17 protein-coding genes are annotated in these 20,514 nt (G+C 47.9%); 10 read left to right on the top strand and 7 right to left on the bottom strand.

The genetic code is table 11. The features are described from left to right. Window positions 1-64: 64 nt before the first annotated feature. From NXS09_RS01250 to NXS09_RS01225, 6 genes are all read left to right on the top strand, one after another. Window positions 65-754 carry a cold shock and DUF1294 domain-containing protein gene (locus NXS09_RS01250; RefSeq protein ID WP_259290745.1) on the top strand — a complete coding sequence of 230 codons (690 nt, stop codon included), beginning with the start codon at window positions 65-67 and terminating at the stop codon, window positions 752-754. Then, a complete protein-coding gene (locus NXS09_RS01245; RefSeq protein WP_259290744.1) occupies window positions 751-3,024 on the top strand; it encodes a Tex family protein in 2,274 nt (757 codons plus the stop codon). The genes NXS09_RS01250 and NXS09_RS01245 overlap by 4 nt, the downstream gene beginning before the upstream one ends. 5 nt (window positions 3,025-3,029) lie before the next feature. Beyond that, the gene (locus NXS09_RS01240; RefSeq protein ID WP_259290743.1) at window positions 3,030-3,158 is read left to right on the top strand and encodes a virulence RhuM family protein; all 129 of its coding nucleotides are present in this window, start codon (window positions 3,030-3,032) and stop codon (window positions 3,156-3,158) included. 156 nt (window positions 3,159-3,314) lie between these two features. Beyond that, window positions 3,315-5,333, top strand: a complete 2,019-nt coding sequence (locus NXS09_RS01235; RefSeq protein ID WP_259290742.1) for a tetratricopeptide repeat protein — start codon at window positions 3,315-3,317, stop codon at window positions 5,331-5,333. 8 nt (window positions 5,334-5,341) lie between these two features. Beyond that, the gene (locus tag NXS09_RS01230; protein ID WP_259290741.1) at window positions 5,342-5,932 is read left to right on the top strand and encodes a uracil-DNA glycosylase family protein; all 591 of its coding nucleotides are present in this window, start codon (window positions 5,342-5,344) and stop codon (window positions 5,930-5,932) included. Between the two features lie 108 nt (window positions 5,933-6,040). After that, window positions 6,041-6,235, top strand: coding sequence for a hypothetical protein (locus tag NXS09_RS01225; RefSeq protein ID WP_259290740.1), 195 nt, complete (start codon window positions 6,041-6,043; stop codon window positions 6,233-6,235). A 1,481-nt stretch (window positions 6,236-7,716) separates the two neighbouring features. Here the strand turns inward: NXS09_RS01225 and NXS09_RS01220 are convergent. Further along, entirely contained in the window at window positions 7,717-9,432 is a 1,716-nt protein-coding gene (locus NXS09_RS01220; protein WP_259290739.1) for a proline--tRNA ligase, read from the bottom strand. A 673-nt stretch (window positions 9,433-10,105) separates the two neighbouring features. Here NXS09_RS01220 and NXS09_RS01215 point away from each other — a divergent pair. The 4 genes from NXS09_RS01215 to NXS09_RS01200 are packed head-to-tail and all read left to right on the top strand — an operon-like array spanning window position 10,106 to window position 15,094. Beyond that, entirely contained in the window at window positions 10,106-10,687 is a 582-nt protein-coding gene (locus tag NXS09_RS01215; RefSeq protein ID WP_259290738.1) for a Csu type fimbrial protein, read from the top strand. A gap of 27 nt (window positions 10,688-10,714) precedes the next feature. Next, window positions 10,715-11,440 carry a fimbrial biogenesis chaperone gene (locus NXS09_RS01210; protein ID WP_259290737.1) on the top strand — a complete coding sequence of 242 codons (726 nt, stop codon included), beginning with the start codon at window positions 10,715-10,717 and terminating at the stop codon, window positions 11,438-11,440. Next, on the top strand, window positions 11,427-14,027 hold the full coding sequence (locus NXS09_RS01205; RefSeq protein ID WP_259290736.1) for a fimbria/pilus outer membrane usher protein: 2,601 nt from the start codon (window positions 11,427-11,429) through the stop codon (window positions 14,025-14,027). The genes NXS09_RS01210 and NXS09_RS01205 overlap by 14 nt, the downstream gene beginning before the upstream one ends. Before the next feature lie 5 nt (window positions 14,028-14,032). After that, on the top strand, window positions 14,033-15,094 hold the full coding sequence (locus NXS09_RS01200; protein WP_259290735.1) for a Csu type fimbrial protein: 1,062 nt from the start codon (window positions 14,033-14,035) through the stop codon (window positions 15,092-15,094). Between the two features lie 124 nt (window positions 15,095-15,218). Here NXS09_RS01200 and NXS09_RS01195 read toward each other — a convergent pair whose 3' ends face one another. From NXS09_RS01195 to rbsD, 6 genes are all read right to left on the bottom strand, one after another. Next, window positions 15,219-15,701 (bottom strand): GNAT family N-acetyltransferase, encoded by a 483-nt coding sequence (locus tag NXS09_RS01195; protein WP_259290734.1) that lies wholly within the window; start codon window positions 15,699-15,701, stop codon window positions 15,219-15,221. A gap of 200 nt (window positions 15,702-15,901) precedes the next feature. Then, window positions 15,902-16,507 (bottom strand): recombination mediator RecR, encoded by a 606-nt coding sequence (gene recR, locus NXS09_RS01190; protein WP_259290733.1) that lies wholly within the window; start codon window positions 16,505-16,507, stop codon window positions 15,902-15,904. 167 nt (window positions 16,508-16,674) lie between these two features. Further along, window positions 16,675-17,592 (bottom strand): ribose ABC transporter substrate-binding protein RbsB, encoded by a 918-nt coding sequence (rbsB, locus tag NXS09_RS01185; protein WP_259290732.1) that lies wholly within the window; start codon window positions 17,590-17,592, stop codon window positions 16,675-16,677. Window positions 17,593-17,624: 32 nt separating this feature from the next. Continuing rightward, window positions 17,625-18,563 (bottom strand): ABC transporter permease, encoded by a 939-nt coding sequence (locus NXS09_RS01180; RefSeq protein WP_259290731.1) that lies wholly within the window; start codon window positions 18,561-18,563, stop codon window positions 17,625-17,627. Next, window positions 18,560-20,056 (bottom strand): sugar ABC transporter ATP-binding protein, encoded by a 1,497-nt coding sequence (locus NXS09_RS01175; protein WP_289623047.1) that lies wholly within the window; start codon window positions 20,054-20,056, stop codon window positions 18,560-18,562. Before NXS09_RS01175 ends, NXS09_RS01180 begins: the two co-directional genes overlap by 4 nt. Then, the gene (gene rbsD, locus NXS09_RS01170) at window positions 20,053-20,457 is read right to left on the bottom strand and encodes a D-ribose pyranase (RefSeq protein ID WP_259290730.1); all 405 of its coding nucleotides are present in this window, start codon (window positions 20,455-20,457) and stop codon (window positions 20,053-20,055) included. Before rbsD ends, NXS09_RS01175 begins: the two co-directional genes overlap by 4 nt. Between the last annotated feature and the right edge of the window lie 57 nt (window positions 20,458-20,514).

The raw sequence follows: 20,514 nt of genomic DNA, 5'->3' as shown, positions 1-20,514 counted from the left end.
GGAAAAATTAAAACGGTTTTGTGCTTCGGTTTCTTTTCTATCATTTATAATAAAAAGGCAGTTTATGAACAGCTCACTAAGCGGCCATCAGCATGGCCAAGGCACCATTTGCCGCTGGAACGACGAACGCGGTTTCGGGTTTATCCGCCCAAGCCAAACGCAAGAAGAAATCTTTTTCCATATTTCCGCATTCGAGGGCGGCGGCAGGCCGAAAGACGGCGAGCGGGTTTACTTTGTAGCAGAACGCGACGGCAAACGCCGCAAAGCCATTAAAGTCTATTCGCAAGACAACCCTTCCAAACAGCAAAAACAACGCATCCGCAAAATCGAACGCCGCCAAAGGGCAAAAGAGCGTTATGCGCGTTTGAGTTGGAAATTATTTTTCTCGGTTTTGGCTTTTGCCGCATGGTTTGCGATAATCGCCCTTTTTATGCCCAAGCTGCTGTTTGCCGTTGATGCGCTGCTGTCGCTGATTTTATTTGTGATGTATGTTAACGATAAAAATGCCGCCTTAAATGGCGAGTGGCGCACTTCCGAAGCGCAGCTACACTTTTTTGCACTAATCGGCGGCTGGCCGGGCGCTTTAATTGCCCGCTATATGCTCAACCACAAAACAGTAAAAACCGAATTTGTGATCACATTTTGGATAACGGTTGTATTGAATATCGCCGCTGCGATTTATTTAAGCACCCATCCGCAATTATTAAGCGATACCTTACCTTTTCTGAAAAACCTATTGAAAACCCTATTATGAATATTACCCAACTGATTGCCAAAGAACTTTCCGTTTCCGCTTCGCAAATCCAAGCCGCGGTCGACCTGCTCGACGACGGCGCCACCGTGCCTTTTGTTGCGCGCTACCGCAAAGAAGCCACCGGCGGATTAGACGACACCCAATTAAGAACCTTATCCGAACGCCTGCAATATCTGCGCGAGCTTGAAGACCGCAAACAAACCGTGCTCAAAAGCATTGAAGAACAAGGCAAGCTCACCCCCGAACTGGCCGCAGCCATTGCCGAAACCGACAATAAAACCGCACTCGAAGACCTTTATCTACCTTACAAACCCAAACGCCGCACCAAAGCCCAAATCGCGCGCGAAAACGGTTTGCAGCCCCTAGCCGATTTACTGCTAAACACCCCGTCCGACCAACCCGAAAAAGAAGCCGAAGCCTATCTCGGCGACAAGGTGCCCGACACCAAAGCCGCGCTCGACGGTGCACGCGCCATTTTGATGGAACAATTCGCCGAAGAAGCCGAACTCATCGGCCACCTGCGCGAAAAACTATGGGCAGAAGCCGAAGTACACGCGCAAGTTGTCGCCGGAAAAGAAAGCGAGGGCGAAAAATTCAAAGATTATTTCGACCACCGCGAAGCCATCCGCACCATGCCCAGCCACCGCGCCCTTGCCGTTTTGCGCGGCCGCAATGAAGGCATTTTGCACGTCGCCCTCAAATACCAGCCCGACGAAACCCCGATTACCGAGCAAAGCGATTATGAAAAAATCATTGCCGCCCATTTCCATATCGGCGACAACAAATGGCTGAAAGACACCGTGCGCCTCACATGGCGCGCCAAAATCTTCCTCTCGCTAGAGCTCGACGCCTTTAACCGCCTCAAAGAAGCCGCCGACACCGACGCCATCACCGTATTCGCGCACAACCTCAAAGATTTATTACTCGCAGCCCCCGCCGGCCGCTTGGCCACCATGGGCTTAGACCCCGGTTTTCGCACCGGCATTAAAGTGGCCGTGGTCGACGATACCGGCAAATTAATCGACACCGCCGTTGCCTATCTGCACCAAGAAAGCAACGCCCTAGCCACCCTTGCCCGCCTAATTAAACAACACGGCGTTAAACTGATTGCCATCGGCAACGGCACCGCCAGCCGCGAAACCGACAAACTGGCGGGCGAATTGGTGAAAGGCCTGCCTGAAGCCAAGCTGCACAAAATCGTGGTTAGCGAAGCGGGCGCATCGGTCTATTCCGCTTCCGAACTGGCGGCCAAAGAATTCCCCGAACTCGATGTATCCCTACGCGGCGCAGTATCCATTGCCCGCCGCCTGCAAGACCCGTTGGCCGAACTGGTGAAAATCGACCCCAAATCCATCGGCGTCGGCCAATATCAGCACGACGTCAACCAAAGCCAGCTAGCCAAATCGCTCGATGCCGTGGTCGAAGATTGCGTAAACGCCGTCGGCGTGGATGTGAACACCGCTTCCGCGCCCCTGCTCGCGCGCATTTCCGGCCTCAATCAAACACTGGCGCAAAATATCGTGGCATGGCGCGATGAAAACGGCGCTTTCGACAGCCGCCGCAAGCTCTTGAAAGTACCGCGCTTGGGTGAAAAAACCTACGAACAAGCCGCCGGCTTCCTGCGCATTAACGGCGGCAAAGAACCGCTCGACGCTTCCGCCGTACACCCCGAAGCCTACCCCATTGTCGCCAAAATGCTCGACGACCTGCACATCAAAGCCGCCGACCTTATCGGCAACCGCGAAAAAATCAAACAAATCAAGCCCACCGCCTACACCACCGAACAATTCGGCCTGCCCACCATTATGGATATCCTCGCCGAACTCGAAAAACCCGGCCGCGACCCGCGCGGCGAATTTCAGACAGCCACATTTGCCGAAGGTGTTAACGAAATCAGCGATTTGGAAATCGGCATGATTCTTGAAGGCGTGGTCAGCAACGTCGCCAACTTCGGCGCATTCGTCGATATCGGCGTCCACCAAGACGGCCTCGTGCATATTTCCGCCCTATCCGACAAATTCGTCCAAGACCCGCGCGAAGTGGTGAAAGCCGGCGACGTGGTAAAAGTAAAAGTGCTCGAAGTAGACCCCGCCCGCAAACGCATCGCCCTAACCATGCGCCTAGACGACCAACCCGGCAGCAGTTCCGCCAGAAATAGGCCGTCTGAAAACCGCAATACACGCGGCGCTAATAAAGCGCAAGGCAACCAGCGCGATAAGCAGCCGGGTAATACTGCGATGGCGGATGCTTTTGCGAAGTTGAAGAAATAATCAAGATGACTGACAACAGCTTAATTCTCTACACCACTTCAGACGGCCAAGCCCAATTCACCCTACGCGAATTGGGCGGCCAGCTTTGGCTGAAAGCGAGCTATCAGAAAGTTCAGTTGTCAACTTACAGTTGACAACTGCTGCAGGCCGTCTGAAAACTGGAAGACATATGGTTGTTCTAATAAAATATATAATAACTAACACAATAAATAATCAGGATATATAAAAGTAGTAGATATTTTTGCGAAATTGAAACATTGAATTTTTATTTTGAATTTAGGAGAAATAATATGAAATCGGCACAAGAATGGTTTGAAGAAGGGGTAAACCTATACAAACAAAACGACCTTGATGGTGCCATTGAGGCATGGAGCAATATTCAGCCCAAGGATTCGCCAAAGTTATATATCCAAGCACAAGTTAATTTGGGCGCGGCCTTGGACGAACAGGGAAAACTTAATGAGGCCATTGAAGCATATCGCAATATTCAGCCCGAGGATTCGCCAGAGTTATATGCCATAGCACAATTTAATTTAGGTAACACCTTACGTAAACAAAATGACCTCGATGGAGCCATTAAAGCATATCGCAATATTCAGCCCAAGGATTCGCCAGAAGTATATATCCAAGCACAAGTTAATTTGGGCGCGGCCTTGGACGAACAGGGAAAACTTAATGAGGCCATTGAAGCATATCGCAATATTCAGCCCGAGGATTCGCCAGAGGCATATGCCATAGCACAATTTAATTTAGGTAACACCTTACGCGAACAAAACGACTTTGACGAAGCCATTAAAGCATATCGCAATATTCAGCCCGAGGATTCGCTAGAAGTATATATCCGGGCACAAGTTAATTTGGGCGCGGCCTTGGCCGAACAAGAAAAACTTAATGAGGCCATTGAAGCATATCGCAATATTCAGCATAAGGGTTCGCCGGAACAATATGCCAAAGCACAATTTAATTTAGGTAACACCTTACGTAAACAAAATGACCTTGATGGAGCCATTAAAGCATATCGCAATATTCAGTCCGAGGATTCGGTAGAGATATATGCCCAAGCTCTGTTGAGCTTGGGCATGCTCTTGGTTGAACAACAAAATATTGATGAAGCAATTGAAATATATAAAAATATTGACGTCAAATATCAATATCATTTTCTTATTAAATTAATGAATATAATTTCAAATTGTAATAAAAAATATTTCAAAAAATTGCTAACAATCATCAAAAAACTCTCTGACTTAATGGATGAGCTTTTTGTTTTTTCTGAAAGCAAATATGAATTAAAAGTAGCCCATTACAGCCGTGGCTCTACTATTTGGAACATGATAGTGGAAGAAAACCCTTCGGCATTTCGCTTAAACACCATTAAAAATGTGAATGACCCTATGGAGGGCTTGGTTTTAAACCAGTATTTACAAAAATCTTGTCAGCCTAAAAACGAACTGTTACCTCAACCCATTATAGAAAATACAAAAAATCAACAGCAATCTGTTTTTATTAGTTGTTTTACTTTCAATCATGATAGTTTGAACCAATTCCGCCTGTATGGTAAAGAGCAAGAGCGCGAAGCTTCGGGGGTAAGCTTGGTTTTTGCAAAAGATTTTTTTAATTACGATCAAAGATATAATATTAATTTTATTGCATCAAACAAAGAACTTGAAATTGGCAATAAAAATCTATCAATAAATAAAAAAGAATCAAATAGCGGACTATTATTAAATAAATTACCGCTTTACCGCTGTATTTATATCGATCCCGAAACAGGCTATTTAAGCTTAGCTTGCAGAGACCAAATCACGTTTTACCATGAAATATTAGCAGGAAATCCTACACAAGATTTTAATAAATTATTTAAGGAAGCTAACAAGCAATGGAATAATTATCAGAAAGAAATATCAACTAAAACAAAAGAAATTAAGACCCTTTTAAAAACAATCATCACCAATATTAAGCATTTAAATACAGCCTTAAATCGCTCAAAAAAAGAAGAAAAAGAAGAAATATTCGAAACATTAAACCTTATTCTGCTGCCGCTTCAATATCTGGTAAAACATGCGGCTTTCCAAGAAGAGCAAGAATGCCGAATAATGTATATCACGCAATTATCCGATAAAAAAATCCAAATGGATTGGAAAAACAAGCAGATGTATGTCGAATATGAGCCGAATGTCAAAGAAAATATAGATAAAATCTATTTATCACCCGGTGCTAAAAGTTATGAAGACTTTTTCAGAAAAGTATTAAATGATAACGGGGATAAAAAGAAAGTCAGAATTTCTACTAATCCGTTTAGAAATAAATAGTCAATGAAATGGCTGATTTGATGGTTGAAACCCACCCCCTCCCCCCATTCGCCCCACCAAACGCCAAGCTGCTGATGCTCGGTTCTTTTCCGCCGCCGCGTGCGCGTTGGAAAATGGATTTTTATTATCCGAATTTTCAAAACGATATGTGGCGGATTTTCGGCTTGGTCTTTTTCGGCGATAAGGATTATTTTGTTGAAGCGGGCGGTAAGGCGTTTAAAGAGGGGTTAATCCGAGCGTTTTTAGCGGAAAAAGGGATTTCCATTAGTGATACCGCTTATCAGGTGCGGCGCTTGCAGGGGAATGCGGCGGATAAGTTTTTGCAGATTGTAAAGCCGTTGGATTTGGCGGCTTTATTAGCCACCATGCCGCATTGCCAAACGGTGATGACGACGGGTGAACTGGCTACCGATACCCTGCTTTCACTAATGCCGTCTGAAACGGCCAAACCGAAAATCGGGCATTATGTGCAAGCCGAGTTTGGCGGGCGCCTATTGCATCTTTACCGTATGCCCTCTTCATCCCGCGCCTACCCCTTGGCCTTGGATAAAAAAGCCGCGATATATGAACGGTTTTTTAAGGAAATCGGTTTATTGTAATCCGAATAGGATTGAATCTAATCATCAAGCAACACGTGCGTACGCCCCCACTACAAAACCAACCATCTCATGAGTAGGGTGTGTGGCATAGCCACGCACGCGGGTTTTATGAAATCCCAACCATTGCGTGCGTGCCGTCGGCACACACCCTACCTATGCTTTCAGACGGCCTGTAGGGGCGGATTATATATCCGCCCGCGCCTAAACATTCTGCTATGCAATCCATTCGTCGCCAATACCAAACCCACACAATCGCGGCTGTATTTACCGATAGCACAATCCCAACAACGGGCGGATATGTAATCCGCCCCTACACATATTCCTTAATAATATCAGGCCGTCTGAAACATTATCTTTCAGACGGCCTTATCAATAAATCACCAATCTAGGTCGGGTTCTCGAATCCGACATTAACACATCATACCAACCGTTTTTCGGATACAAGTATCCAACCTACACTGGCTTTCAGACGGCCTGTAGGGGCGGATTATATATCCGCCCGTGCCTAAACATTCTGCTATCCAATCCATTCGTCGCCAATACCAAACCCACACAATCGCGGCTGTATTTACCGATAGCACAATCCCAACAACGGGCGGATATGCAATCCGCCCCTACAAACATTCTTTATCAATAAATCATCAATATAGGTCGGATTCTCGAATCGGACATTAACACATCATACCAACCGTTTTGTCAGATACAAGAATCCAACCTACGCCGGCTTTCAGACGGCCTGTAGGGGCGGATTATATATCCGCCCGCGCCTAAACATTCTGCTATCCAATCCATTCGTCGCCAATACCAAACCCACACAATCGCGGCTGTATTTACCGATAGCGCAATTCAAACAACGGGCGGATATTCAATCCGCCCCTACAAACATTCTGCTATGCAATCCATTTGTCGCCAATGCTAAACCCACACAATCGCGGCTGTATTTACCGATAGCACAATTCAAACAACGGGCGGATATGCAATCCGCCCCTACAAACATTCTGCTATGCAATCCATTTGTCGCCAATGCTAAACCCACACAATCGCGGCTGTATTTACCGATAGCGCAATCCCAACAACGGGCGGATATGTAATCCGCCCCTACAAATATTCCTTAATAATAAAAGGCCGTCTGAAACATTATCTTTCAGACGGCCTTATTAATGAATCACCAATCTAGGTCGGGTTCTCGAATCCGACATTAACATCATGCCAACCGTTTATCGGATACAAGTATCCGAGCTACGCCGGCTTTCAGACGGCCTGTAGGGGCGGATTATATATCCGCCCGTGCCTAAACATTCTGTTATGCAATCCATTCGTCGCCAATGCTAAACCCACACAATCGCGGCTGTATTTGCCGATAGCGCAATCCCAACAACGGGCGGATATGCAATCCGCCCCTACAAATATTCCTTAATAATATCAGGCTGTCTGAAATATTATCTTTCAGACGGCCTTATCAATAAATCACCAATCTAGGTCGGGTTCTCGAATCCGACATTAACATCATACCAACCGTTTTTCGGATACAAGTATCCAACCTACGCTGGCTTTCAGACGGCCTGTAGGGGCGGATTATATATCCGCCCGTGCCTAAACATTCTGCTATGCAATCCATTCGTCGCCAATGCCAAACCCACACAATCTCGGCTGTATTTACCGATAGCGCAACGCAAACAACGGGCGGATATGCAATCCGCCCCTACAAACATTCCTTAATAATAAAGGCCGTCTGAAATATTATCTTTCAGACGGCCTTATCAATCAGCAAAAAAAACAAATATTTAAGCTTTCAATACCGCGTTAATTTTGCCGACAATTTCACTCAAAGCTACGGTTTGCGCTTGATTTTCGCGGCGGTCGGCATATTCTACATTGCCCTCTTTTAAGGCGCGGTCGCCGATAACGATGCGGTGCGGAATGCCCAATAATTCGCTGTCGTTGAGCAATACGCCGGCGCGTTCGTCGCGGTCGTCCAGCAACACATCAATGCCTTGTTCGGAAAGTTCGGCATAAATCTTGTCGGCCGCTTCTTTTACCGCTGCGGATTTTTTATAGTTCATCGGCACAATCACCACGGCAAACGGTGCCATGGCTTGCGTCCAAATAATGCCGCGCTCGTCATTGTTTTGCTCGATGGCGGCGGCCACAATGCGGGTGATTCCGATGCCGTAGCAGCCCATTTCCATTACTTGTGATTTGCCGTTATTGTCTAAAACCGTGGCATTCATGGCTTGCGAATATTTATCGCGCAGTTGGAACACATGGCCGACTTCGATACCTCGCGCAAGTTTCAGACGGCCTTTGCCATCGGGGCTGGGGTCGCCCTCAACCACATTGCGCAAATCGACAAACACCGGCTCGGCCGCATCGCGCCCGAAATTAAAGCCGGTATAGTGATGGTCGTCTTCATTGGCACCGATAACCCAATCTGCTGCTTTTTCAACGGCATAATCGGCATAAACCCTGCCTTTAAAACCAACCGGGCCGAGTGAGCCGCCGTTGGCACCGAATGTGCGGCGAATGGCTTCGGGCGACGCCATAGTCAGCGGTGATTTCACGCCTGCGAGTTTTTCGGCTTTAATATCGTTAAACTCATGATCGCCGCGCAATAGCAATAGAACCAATTCGCCCTCTTCTTCACCTTCCACCACAATCGATTTCAGTGTTTTTTCGGCAGGAATATTTAAAAAGTTAACCAAATCGGCAATGGTTTTGGCGTTCGGGGTGTTCACTTTGGTAAGCGTTTCAGTGGCGGCTGCGCGGTCGCCTTCTAGCGGCAGCGTCGGCGCCAATTCAACGTTGGCGGCGAAATCGGATTCGTCGCTGTATGCAATCACGTCTTCACCGCTTTCGGCCAACACTTGGAATTCATGCGAACCGGTGCCGCCGATGCTGCCGGTGTCGGCCGCAACCGGTCGGTAGTTCAAACCCAAGCGGTTAAACACGCGGCAATAGGCGTCATACATCGGCTGATAGCCGTCTTTCACCAAAGATTCATAATCGGTATGGAATGAATAAGCATCTTTCATCACAAATTCGCGGGCGCGCATCACGCCGAAACGCGGGCGCACTTCGTCGCGGAATTTGGTTTGGATATGGTAGAAATTTTTCGGCAGTTGTTTGTAGCTGGTGATTTCCTTACGCACAATATCGGTAATCACTTCTTCACAAGTCGGCCCCATGCAAAAATCGCGGTCATGGCGGTCTTTCAGGCGCAGCAGCTCTTTGCCGTAAAATTCCCAGCGGCCGCTTTCCTGCCATAGCTCGGCAGGTTGCACCACCGGCATGAGCAATTCCACCGCACCGGCGCGGTTCATCTCTTCGCGCACAATATTTTCAACTTTACGCAATACGCGCAAACCCATCGGCATCCATGTGTATAAACCCGATGCATTGGCTTTAATCAGGCCGGCGCGCAACATCAGTTTATGGCTGGCAAGCGTGGCTTCGGCAGGTGCTTCTTTTAAGGTGGAAATAAAAAATCGGCTGGCTTTCATATTGGCTTTACAGATAGATAAATAAAAGGGGGATTGTACCGCAAAGTGACTATGCATCGGGGGATTTGCAGCGGATTTTTATTGCCAACACTATTCATCCGCATATTTCAAAAACGATTATTTAGCAGGCCGTCTGAAATTTCAGACGGCCTGCTAGCAGTAAAATAGCATACTCACCCATGGAAACCGCCTCATTACCTCAACCGCACACTACAATCCTATTACCACACCACCCAAACCTAAAACGGGCAGACATAAATTCTGCTTCCACAAAGTTTATATCCTGCTTTTCATGCTTTCCATAAATAAAATAATGTATTTTTTGTATCATCAAATCCACATTCCTATTGGTATTTAATGTTATGCAACATAATTTCTAAATTTAAAATGCCAACAAACAATACTTATCACAATAAAGTTTCAATCCACCCAAAACTATCTTTTTCTTACAAATATCTTCATATATTTAATTTTAGTTAAGAATTGCTTTTTAATGCAAACAATAAGATAATGCCAATATCTTGATAGTTATTATTTCTAAGTTTATATACTTAATAAATATACTGAATCCGTATTATTGGGGAATATTCGGTTTCAGACGGCCTCAAGATAATTTTATTCACATTAGACAAAACAAGCTTTTATATCAAAAGCATAATAAAGGATTTAACACATGAAAACGGTAAAAAATATCTTTACTCTCACTTCCGTTATGGCCGCATTATTGGCTTCAGGCCATGCTGCCGCTGAAGAAGAAAAATCAGCAGATTTCTATGTCACGATTCGGATCATACCGATTTGCGAAGTTGTCACAAGCACAGGCAACAAACCGACTCAAGAAGCAACCGCACCCTCTGCAGGCGCAGATATTAACTTTGGCGAATATGAATCCAATCATAAAGCCAATGTCGATAAAGAAAGTGAAGGCAATAGTTCGGGCGCTATTCAAGTGCAATGTACTAAAGGCACACCTTATAAAGTCGCCCTCACACCTGAAACAGATGATGACAATGCCGGTGGCGGTAAGATGAATGCATTAAACACCAGCAATACTGAAAAAATCGGCTACCACTTATTCCAAGATGCAGGCCGTGCCAAAGCTTGGGGTAATCAAGATGGCAATATGTTAGAAGCCGAAGGTAAAGGTTTTGGCGAAAAAGTGAATCATATTGTTTATGGTCGTGTAAATTCCGATCAGTTTGATAAACCAGCCGGCCGTTATTCAGACAAAGTAACCGTAACGGTTAAATACTAATCAAAATTATTCAATATAATCAAAAATATGCAATGGTATAAACTCAAACCTGTCCTCACCGGCATTGCCCTGAGCGCCTACGCACTCGCAAGCCATGCCGCCGGGCTGCAAATCAGCCCGACAGGGCTTTCCCTGCCCGCCAAACAGCGGGCGGGTATTTTCACCCTGACCAATACGGACGGCGCACCGCTAACCGCGCAAGTGCGTGTTTACCGTTGGACTCAAGATGAAAACGGCCAAGACATGCTCACGCCAACCCGCGATGTGATTGCCAGCCCGCCCATGGTGAAGCTGGCCGCAGGCGGCATACAGCAATTCAGGGTTATCCGCGCACAACCGGCAAAAACGGCAGAAGAAGCCTATCGTTTGGTTATCGACGAGTTGCCAGCAGCGGATAAACAGCCTCAAAAAGGTTTGCAATTTGTATTGCGTTATTCCGTACCATTGTTTTTAAACCAATCCGAAAACCCAGATACACAACTTCAATGGCAGGCTGAAGCATCCGGCGGCAAAGTTATTCTGAAAGCGAAAAACACCGGTGCCGCCCATGCCCAGCTCAGCCATATTGTTTTCAACCGTGCGGCCGACAATAGCGGTAAAAATTTGGTTGCCGGGCTGGCAGGCTATGTATTGCCGGGGAAAACCGGGCAATACACCTTAGATATATCACCCGCCGCCCTGCGCCAAGGCCAGTTGTCGGTTACCGTAAACGGCCGCCCTATCCGACCGGAGGTTCGGTTTGCAGCCCCTTAATGCTGCCTTCCCTTTAAAGCAAACTGTTTACGGCATTTTGTTGTGTTTCTGCACACCCGCATTCGCTGCACAACAAAATCCGCCGCAAACAGCTGCTTACTCTCAAGAATGGCTACCTGTCTATCCGCAAGTATCGGTAAACGGCCGTGTTTCAGACGGCCTATTTCCTTTTATGTCGGATAACGGGCGCATTTTTGTGCAAACCGACACATTATACGCATTAGGCATAAACGTTCCGCAGGCCATTTTACAACAGGCAGATACGCGCCAAAAAAGCCTGAATACCGACACCGAAACCATCACAACAAACGAGCCCCCCCTATCGGCAGTGCCATCCGAAACCCCCGCCGAAGAAGCGGCAACACCTGCCGCATCCGAACCCATCCAAACCGCATACGAACCCACCGTATCGGAAAACCATACCGAATCCGGTAACACGCAAATATGGACGGATTTAAGCTCTATTACCGGTTTGGATATTGAATATAATGCCGCAGAGCAAACCCTTGCCCTAACCGCCCCACTCGACTGGCTAAACCTACCCACCACCGTTATCGGCCAAAAACCGGAACGGGCATACGATATCGCCAAACCGGGCTTTGCCGGCATCCTCAATTACGATGCCAATATCACCCGCAACAGCAGCGGCGGCTCAACACAGGGCATCTTGGCCGAAGCACGTTTCACCACACCCGCCGGCTATCTCAGCCACCAACACATTTGGAGCCGTACCCGCTTTTCGGCAGAGCGCATCAAATCCCAAAACCGTAATGTCCGCTTGGATACTTTCTGGCGCAGCGTATGGCCGGAACAAGGTTTGATTATGACCGCGGGCGACCTGATCACCGGCCAAACAGGCATTTCCGGCAGCGCCCGTATCGGCGGCTTCAAACTGGAACATTCCTATAGAACGCAGCCTTGGCGCAATACCTCGCCGTTACGCGCTTATGTCGGGGAAAGCACACTGCCCGGTACGGTCGATTTATATTTAAACGGCGTCAGACAATACAGCCAAGATGTGGCCGCCGGAGAATATGAAATTACCCTGCCGCCCTCTATTAGCGGACGGGGGAACGCCCAAGTTGTCGCCACCGATATGCTGGGGCGTACCGTCGTTGTCGATATGCCTTTATACGGCGGCAGCGATATGTTGGCCAAAGGCTTGAACGAATGGTCGCTAGAAGCCGGTTATCTGCGCAAAAACTACGGCCTGAAATCTTTTGATTATGATAAGCAACTGGTCGGCAGCGGCACATTGCGCTACGGCCTCACCAATTTCGTTACCACCCAACTTCATGCCGAGGGCGGCGGCGGTTACCGCCGTTTCGGAATCGAAGCCAATACGGTATTGGGCTCATTAGGGCAACTGAATCTCAGCCATGCGCAAAGCTTTTTCAAACAACATAAAGGCAAACAAAGCAGTATTTTCTTCAGTACACAATACGGCAATTGGACATTCGGTTCCGGCTGGAGCAGCACCGACGACGCTTTTACCGGATTCAACGCATTACTCGCCCCGGCGGGCTATCACCCCGAAGCGTTTAAAAGACGCACGGCTTCCGTATCCGTCGGCTGGCACAGCAAATCTTTAGGCTCGTTTAACCTTTCCTATCTGCGCCTTAAATCCGACCGCGATCAAACCGATAAAACCGGCACACTCAACTGGAGCCGCAATATCGGCCGCCGCGCCAGTGTTTTTATGAGTGCATCCAAATATTCCGGCAATCACAACACTTATCACAGCATTTACGGCGGCCTTTCCATCAGCTTCGATAGGGGCTATTCGGCATCTGTAAGTGCACGGCATGAAAGCGGCCGCGAAAACAGCTACCGTGTGGCTTTAAATAAATCCGGCAGCGGTGTCGGCAGCACTTCATGGAATATCGGCTGGGAACAACAAAATAATGCCAACGGCCGCAATAGAGGCCGTCTGAACGGCTTTGTCCGCCATGAAACCCAATACGGCGACGCCCATGCCGCCATTTACCATACGCCGCAATCCACCAACTGGGATGCCGGCTGGCGCGGCGGCTTGGTATGGATGAAAGGTGGGCTGTTCCCCACCCGCAATGTTTACGACAGTTTCGCCGTTGTCAGCACAGCGGGCTTAGCCGGCATACCGGTATCGCTTTCTAATAATCATGTCGGCAAAACCAATAGTAGCGGTTTACTGCTGGTGCCTAATTTATCGGCCTACCAAAAAAATATGATCGGTATCGACACCACCGATTTGCCGCAGGATATTCGGGTCGAACGCGCACGCATTCAAGCCGTTCCCTCGGAACGTTCCGGTATGGCGGTAGACTTCAAACTCAAGCGGATGCAGGCCGCATCCATGATTTTAAAAGATGAAAACGGCCAAGTGTTACCTGCCAACAGCACCGTTTTCCACGCAGACGACACCCCTATTGCCGTAGTGGGTTTCGACGGCCAAACCTTCATCGAACATTTGGTATCCGGCAACAATACTTTTGAAGTATCGCTGCCGGAAGAAGGCGGAATATGCCGCTTTAACATTGACTATCAGGCCAAAAGCCACCTCGGCAGCCTGCCCGATTTAGGTGAAATCTTATGTATCAGACAATAAAACGAATGAACAAACAAACACGGATCCAATATCGTTATAAAGTTTTTGCGTCCCGCAATATTATACTGGCTATAATATGCACTTTGGGTTTATTGCCGGCGCAAGAAGTGGCGGCAGCAAACGGCTGCAATGTTACAATGTCCGATATTAACTTTGGGAAAATCAACGTTATTGACCCTAACCAGCCGTTAGAAGGTTTAGCTACAGTTAAAGTTTCTTGCAGTCGGGGTGGCACACCTAACTCTATAGAAAAGGTCAATGTTTGCCTGGCTGCCGATGGCGGCAGCTCCGCACAAACAAGATCACAGATTAACCCACGCTATCTTTGTGAAAACGGAACATGCGGCACCAATAACCGCTTGGAGTTCAACATTTATACCGACCCGAACCACAGTAAAATATTGGGTTCCCCCAACTACAACATTAAAAATACAATCAATACAATTGTAACTATCGAACCAGGGAAATTGAGTTCCGACGAAGTAGATATTCCCGTATATGCGAGACTAAACGCACCTTTATCGAATGTTACACCGGGCATATATAAAAATGTATTTTCTCAAGGTTCTACCGCTGTGGCATACGAAACCGTCACAAACGACACAGCCCAAAATTGCACTTCAAGATTGCAATCCATCCGCTTTGATTTCAATGTATTAGCAGAAGTGGAAAAAAACTGCATTATCAATAAACCGCAAGATATTGCTTTCGGCACGGTTAATTCTACCGCTACCAATCTTGAAGGACAGACTGCGGTTAATGTTACCTGCACCCAAGGCGTGCCCTACAACGTTAAATTAGAACCGTCCAATCAAAATACAAATGGCAGCGGTGAAATGGCATCAACCCGCGCCGGCAACCCCGACAGAGTCCCCTACCAACTCCGTTCAGGCAGCGGTATGAATGGTAAGATTTGGGGTAATATTGCACTCGGCGCTTCTAACAATACCATTAGCGGCAATGGCAGCGGCCAAACTCAACAACATAAAATCTACGCCACCGTTCCTTCCACCGACTACCGTGCCGGTGATTATCGCGATACGGTCACTGTTAAGGTTGATTATTAAGGTTTTATTGATGGCCGTCTGAATACTTTTCTTGACCATTTAGTAAGCTATCAATCAAACAAGGGCGGATATATATCCGCCCTTGTTTGATTAATCGCTTACGGATTAAAAAATCCATGTCGTATTAAAGGTATTTCCTCATTAACTCGCATTCCACCGTTACATCACGGTTTAAGGGTAATTCGGCACTGCCAAGCGATTCATAGCCGTTGAGTTGGTAAAATGTTACCGAATTGAGCGACGCATAAAGTTTCACCAAACTCAGCCCTGCATTTAATGCCAATTCTTCCGCCCGTTGCAACAATGCCGTACCCAAACCATGATTGTGCACAAAGGGATGTACATATAAGGCATCTAACTGGCCGTCTTTCAAATCCAACTGAAAAAAACCCTGAATATGACCTCGGTATTCCGCCACCCACAAAGCCTTACCGGAGTCTGTCATGGTATCAAGATAACCCGAGGGCGTAAGCAATTTGCTCCACGCTTCCAATATCTGTTGGTTGTAGCTGCGGGTACAAGTATATTGCACCGCATATCGATGGGCATTGTAAATATGCTCGCAATCTTGCGGCACGGCCGGGCGGAGTACGGTAATCAGGCTCATAGTGCATGGTCTTCGGTAGGGTTTTGGAATATGGGAGGCCGTCTGAAAAGAAACGGCAAACAGACATTTAGCGATACCGCTATAGTGTATAAGATACGTTATTTAGCACAAACTGAAAAGTGCCTGTAAATAAACGCGCATTTTTTAAGGCAGGCGGATTGATATTGTCATAGCCATTTTAATCGGCCAAGATGCTGTTTTTATTCTTTCAACATACGCCGCTCATACACCGCCTGCGCCAATGTGCCGGCATCCACATATTCCAATTCGCCGCCCAACGGAATGCCGCGTGCCAAGCGGCTGACTTTATAAGGCAGGTTTTTAAATAATTCGGCCAACACATAAGCCGTGGCATCGCCCTCGGCGGTGAAATTGGTGGCAATAATGATTTCTTCCACTTCGCTATTTTGCAAGCGCGCTACCAGTTTATCCAAGGCAATATGACTTAAATCCATGCCCTGCACCGGATTCACCTGCCCCATTAGCACAAAATACAAACCGTCGTGGCAATTGGCCGCTTCCATACCCGACACATCGGCCGGCATATGCACAATCATTAAGCGGCGCGGATCACGGCTGCTGTCGGCGCAAATATCGCATAAAGTGCCTTCGCAAAAGGTATTGCAGCGTTCGCAATGATGCACTTGTTTTAAGGCGTGTTGCAACGCTTCGGATAATTCCTGCGCACCGTCCCGATTATGCTGTAAAAGCTGATAAGCCATGCGCTGCGCCGACTTCGGCCCGACATTGGGCAGAATTTTCAAAGCATTAATCAAACGGGTAAACGCATCCGGATTTTTAGACATGGTTTCAGACGGCCTAAAGAAATAATTCAATAAAAACGGAATTATAGCCTATATCAAAAACATTGGCTTGATGCACAACACCCGTAAAAAAACCGTGCTCAAGCCAAACAGCCCGAACACGGTTTTATAAAGGCCGCCATCTATCCGACAGCCCGCCATTAGCAAAATTATTGCTGTATCAATTCCAATTCAACGGGAATAGAGGATTCAACGGTTTCGCCGGCAATCACTTTTTGCGCGGTATCCACACCGATTTGACCGATTTCAGCCGGTTTTTGAGCCACTGTCGCCGCCATTTTGCCCGCTTTCACTGCCGCTTGGGCATCATCGGTTGCATCAAAGCCGACCACAATCACATCGTTTTTTTGTGCTGCTTCCAATGCTTTTACTGCACCCAATGCCATCTCATCATTATGGGCAAAAACGGCTTTGACATTCGGATGGCTTTGCAAAATATTTTCCATCACCGTCAGGCCTTTGGTACGGTCGAAATCGGCCGGCTGCTTGGCAACGATTTTAATATTTTGCTGCGCATCCATCACCTGATGGAAACCTTCGCCGCGTTCGCGTGCGGCCGAAGAACCGGGAATCCCTTCCAATTCGACCATCTCACCGCCGGAAGGCAGTTTCGATACGATAAATTCGGCCGCCATTTTGCCGCCGGCAACATTATCCGAAGCCACATGCGACACCACTTCCGCCCCTTGCACGGAACGGTCGATAGAAATCACCGGCACACCCGCTTCATTGGCACGTTTCACCGATGCCGCAGCCGCTTCCGAATCGGTCGGATTAATCAGCAATACTTTGATATTTTGTTGCAATAAATCGTCCACACCGGCAGCCTGTTTGCCTGAATCGTCATTGGCATCCACCACAACCAGTTTCAAACCCAGCTTGTCGGCCTCTGCCTGCGCACCGTCTTTTAAGGTCACAAAAAACGGATTGTTTTGCGTGGAAATCGCCAACCCTACGGTATCTCCATCGGCGGCGGCAGGTGTTTGGTTTTCTGCCTGTTGCTGACCACAAGCAGACAAAATAAGGCCGGCAATCAGCAAACCGGAAGCTTTGCGTAAAAATTTCATTGTGTTCTCCATAGAAACGGTTGGGTTAAAACTTAAGTATTTTTGCGGTCTAGCAGCACGGCAAACAAAATCACCGCGCCCTTAATAATCAATTGATAATTGGCCGACACATTGAGCAGGTTCAAACCGTTGCCCAACACACCGAGCAACACCACGCCGACCAAAGTGCCGAACAACCAGCCGCGCCCGCCGGAAAGGCTGGTACCGCCCAACACAACAGCGGCAATCGCATCCAATTCATACATTATCCCCGCATTGGGGCTGGCCGAAGAAAGACGGCTGGTCACCACCAAAGCCGCCATGCCGGAAAGCAGGCCGGATAAGGTATAGACCCATAATTTCAGGCTTTTCACTTTCAAGCCGGAAATCCGCGCCACCTCTTCACTGCCGCCCAAAGCATAAACATAGCGGCCGAAACGGGTTTTTCTTAACACAAACCATAATACCGCAAAAACCGCCAACATCAACACCACCGGCGTCGGCACCGTGCCAAACAAATAGCCCGAACCTATTTCATTAAAAAAACCGTCTACATTAATGGTAATCGGTCGGGATTGCGAATATTCCTGCGCTATACCGCGAAACAGAATCATGGTTGCCAACGTGGCAATAAAGGGAGCGATACGGCCGATAGACACCAATAAACCGTTTGCCGCACCGCAAAGCGCCCCAAGCAATACGCCGGCAAAAGAAGCCAAAACCGGATCTATGCCGCTCTGAATCAGGCTGGCGGTAATAATCCCCACCAGTGCCAAAATCGCGCCCACCGATAAATCGATGCCGCCGATTAAAATCACAAAAGTCATGCCGAACGCCAGCAACCCGCTATAAGTTACCTGCCGCAACACGCTGAATAAATTGCTGGATGTTAAAAAATTGGGCGTCGCCACACTCAAAACGGCCGATAAAACAATCAACCCCAATAACGGCCCCATTTTTTTCACGGTTGCACCGATTGCCAATGGTTTCATACTGCACTTCCTCCGGCTGCCAATGCCATAATTTTTTCTTGGTCAGCCTCTTTGGTATTCAAAATGCCGTTCAGACGGCCCTCATTCATCACGGCAATCCTATCGGATACACCGAGCACTTCCGGCAATTCCGACGAAATCATCATAATGGCGACACCTTGTCGGCTTAATTCGTTGATAATCCGATAAATTTCCGCTTTACCGCCGACATCGACCCCGCGCGTGGGTTCGTCCAAAATCAGCACTTCGGGCAACTCGACCAACCATTTAGCCAATACGACTTTCTGCTGATTACCGCCGGAAAGCCGCCGAACCGCCTCTTCCGAATCGGCCACTTTGATATTTAATTTTTCAATGGCTTCGCGAATATGTTTCTGCTCGGCGGCATGGTCTATCATGCCGTTGCGGGTCGGTAGATAAACCAACGTGCCGTTTTCGCGCACGCTCATATCTAAAATCAGCCCTTTGGCTTTGCGGTCTTCGGTTACATACGCCATGCGATGGCCGATGGCATCGGCAGGCCGTTTAATCCGCACCGCTTTACCGTTAATCGAAACCGTGCCCGCCGTTATCGGCGAAAGCCCAAACAGGGCATTGGCGATTTCGGTACGTCCCGAACCAATCAGTCCGGCAAACGCCAGAATTTCACCGGCGCGTATATCAAAGCTGATATCGCGAACGGTATGGCCGTCTGAAAGGCCGGACACCTGAAACTTCACTTCGCCGATACGGCTGTCCCGTTCGGGGAAGCGCTCGTCCAACGCCCTTCCCACCATCATGCTCACCACATCGTCAAAATGCGTATCGGCAATGTCTTTGGTGCCGACGGATACGCCGTCGCGCAATACGGTGATGCGTTGGCAGATTTGGAAAATTTCTTCCATCCGGTGCGATACATAAACCAAGCCCACGCCCTGCTCTGCCAACTGGCGCACAATCGCAAACAATTGTTGGATTTCAGGCTCGGTTAATGCGGCAGTCGGCTCGTCCATAATAATGATTTTGGCATGAACGGAAAGCGCACGCGCAATTTCCACCAATTGCTGTTGGCCGACCGAAAGCGATTTCACCAAGGTATCCGGCCCGAAATTGGCCTGCAATGCAGCCAATTGTTCGGCGACTATCCGCTTCATTTCCTGCTTTTGCAAAATACCGTAGCGGACAATCTCACGGCCTAAAAAGAAATTTTCCGCCACCGTCATTTCCGGCAGCAGGTTTAATTCCTGATGGATAATGGCAATACCGAGTTTTTGTGCATCTACCGGCGTTTTAATAATCTCTTCGCGCCCTTCTATCCGCACGCTGCCGCTGTCGGCCTGATAGATGCCGGTAAGAATTTTCATTAAGGTGGATTTTCCGGCACCGTTCTCACCCATCAAAGCATGCACTTCGCCGGCGCGCAAATTAAAATCGACACCGCTCAACACCTGAACCGGGCCGAATGCTTTATTGATTTGCCGCATTTCCACCAATAAGCGGGGTTCGGTAGTCAAAACGGTACTCCGGAATGAAGAATAATATTGGTATAAGGCGTGTTATCACCGGTACGCACCACTGCACGGGCCTCTCGCGACAACTGCTTGAACTGCTCATGAGGTACTTCATCCAATGATACGCGATCGTTTGTATGGATATAATTATCGGTAAACCGCCATAATGCACGACTACGGGTTGCGGTTTCTTCCGCCAGCGTGATTTTTTCCAAACACACTTCGTCCAAAACCGCTTCCAAAACCTGCTGCAAGGTCGGCACACCGAGCGATACGGCCAAATCGATACACGGCACTTGCGGCGGCACCGGTAATCCTGCATCACCGATTACCAACATATCGCCATGCCCAAGCGAAGCAATCACTCTGGCCAATTCCGCATTTAATACACCTGTTTTTTTCATACCCTATCCTGTGCATATACATCTATTTTAAGAATACAAGATATTCGTCCAGCCCTA

It is taken from the genome of Neisseria montereyensis (genome assembly GCF_024834045.1).
Lineage (GTDB): Bacteria > Pseudomonadota > Gammaproteobacteria > Burkholderiales > Neisseriaceae > Neisseria > Neisseria montereyensis.
Note: the sequence above shows the minus strand (reverse complement) of the source record. Positions and strands in the feature narration are given on the sequence as shown.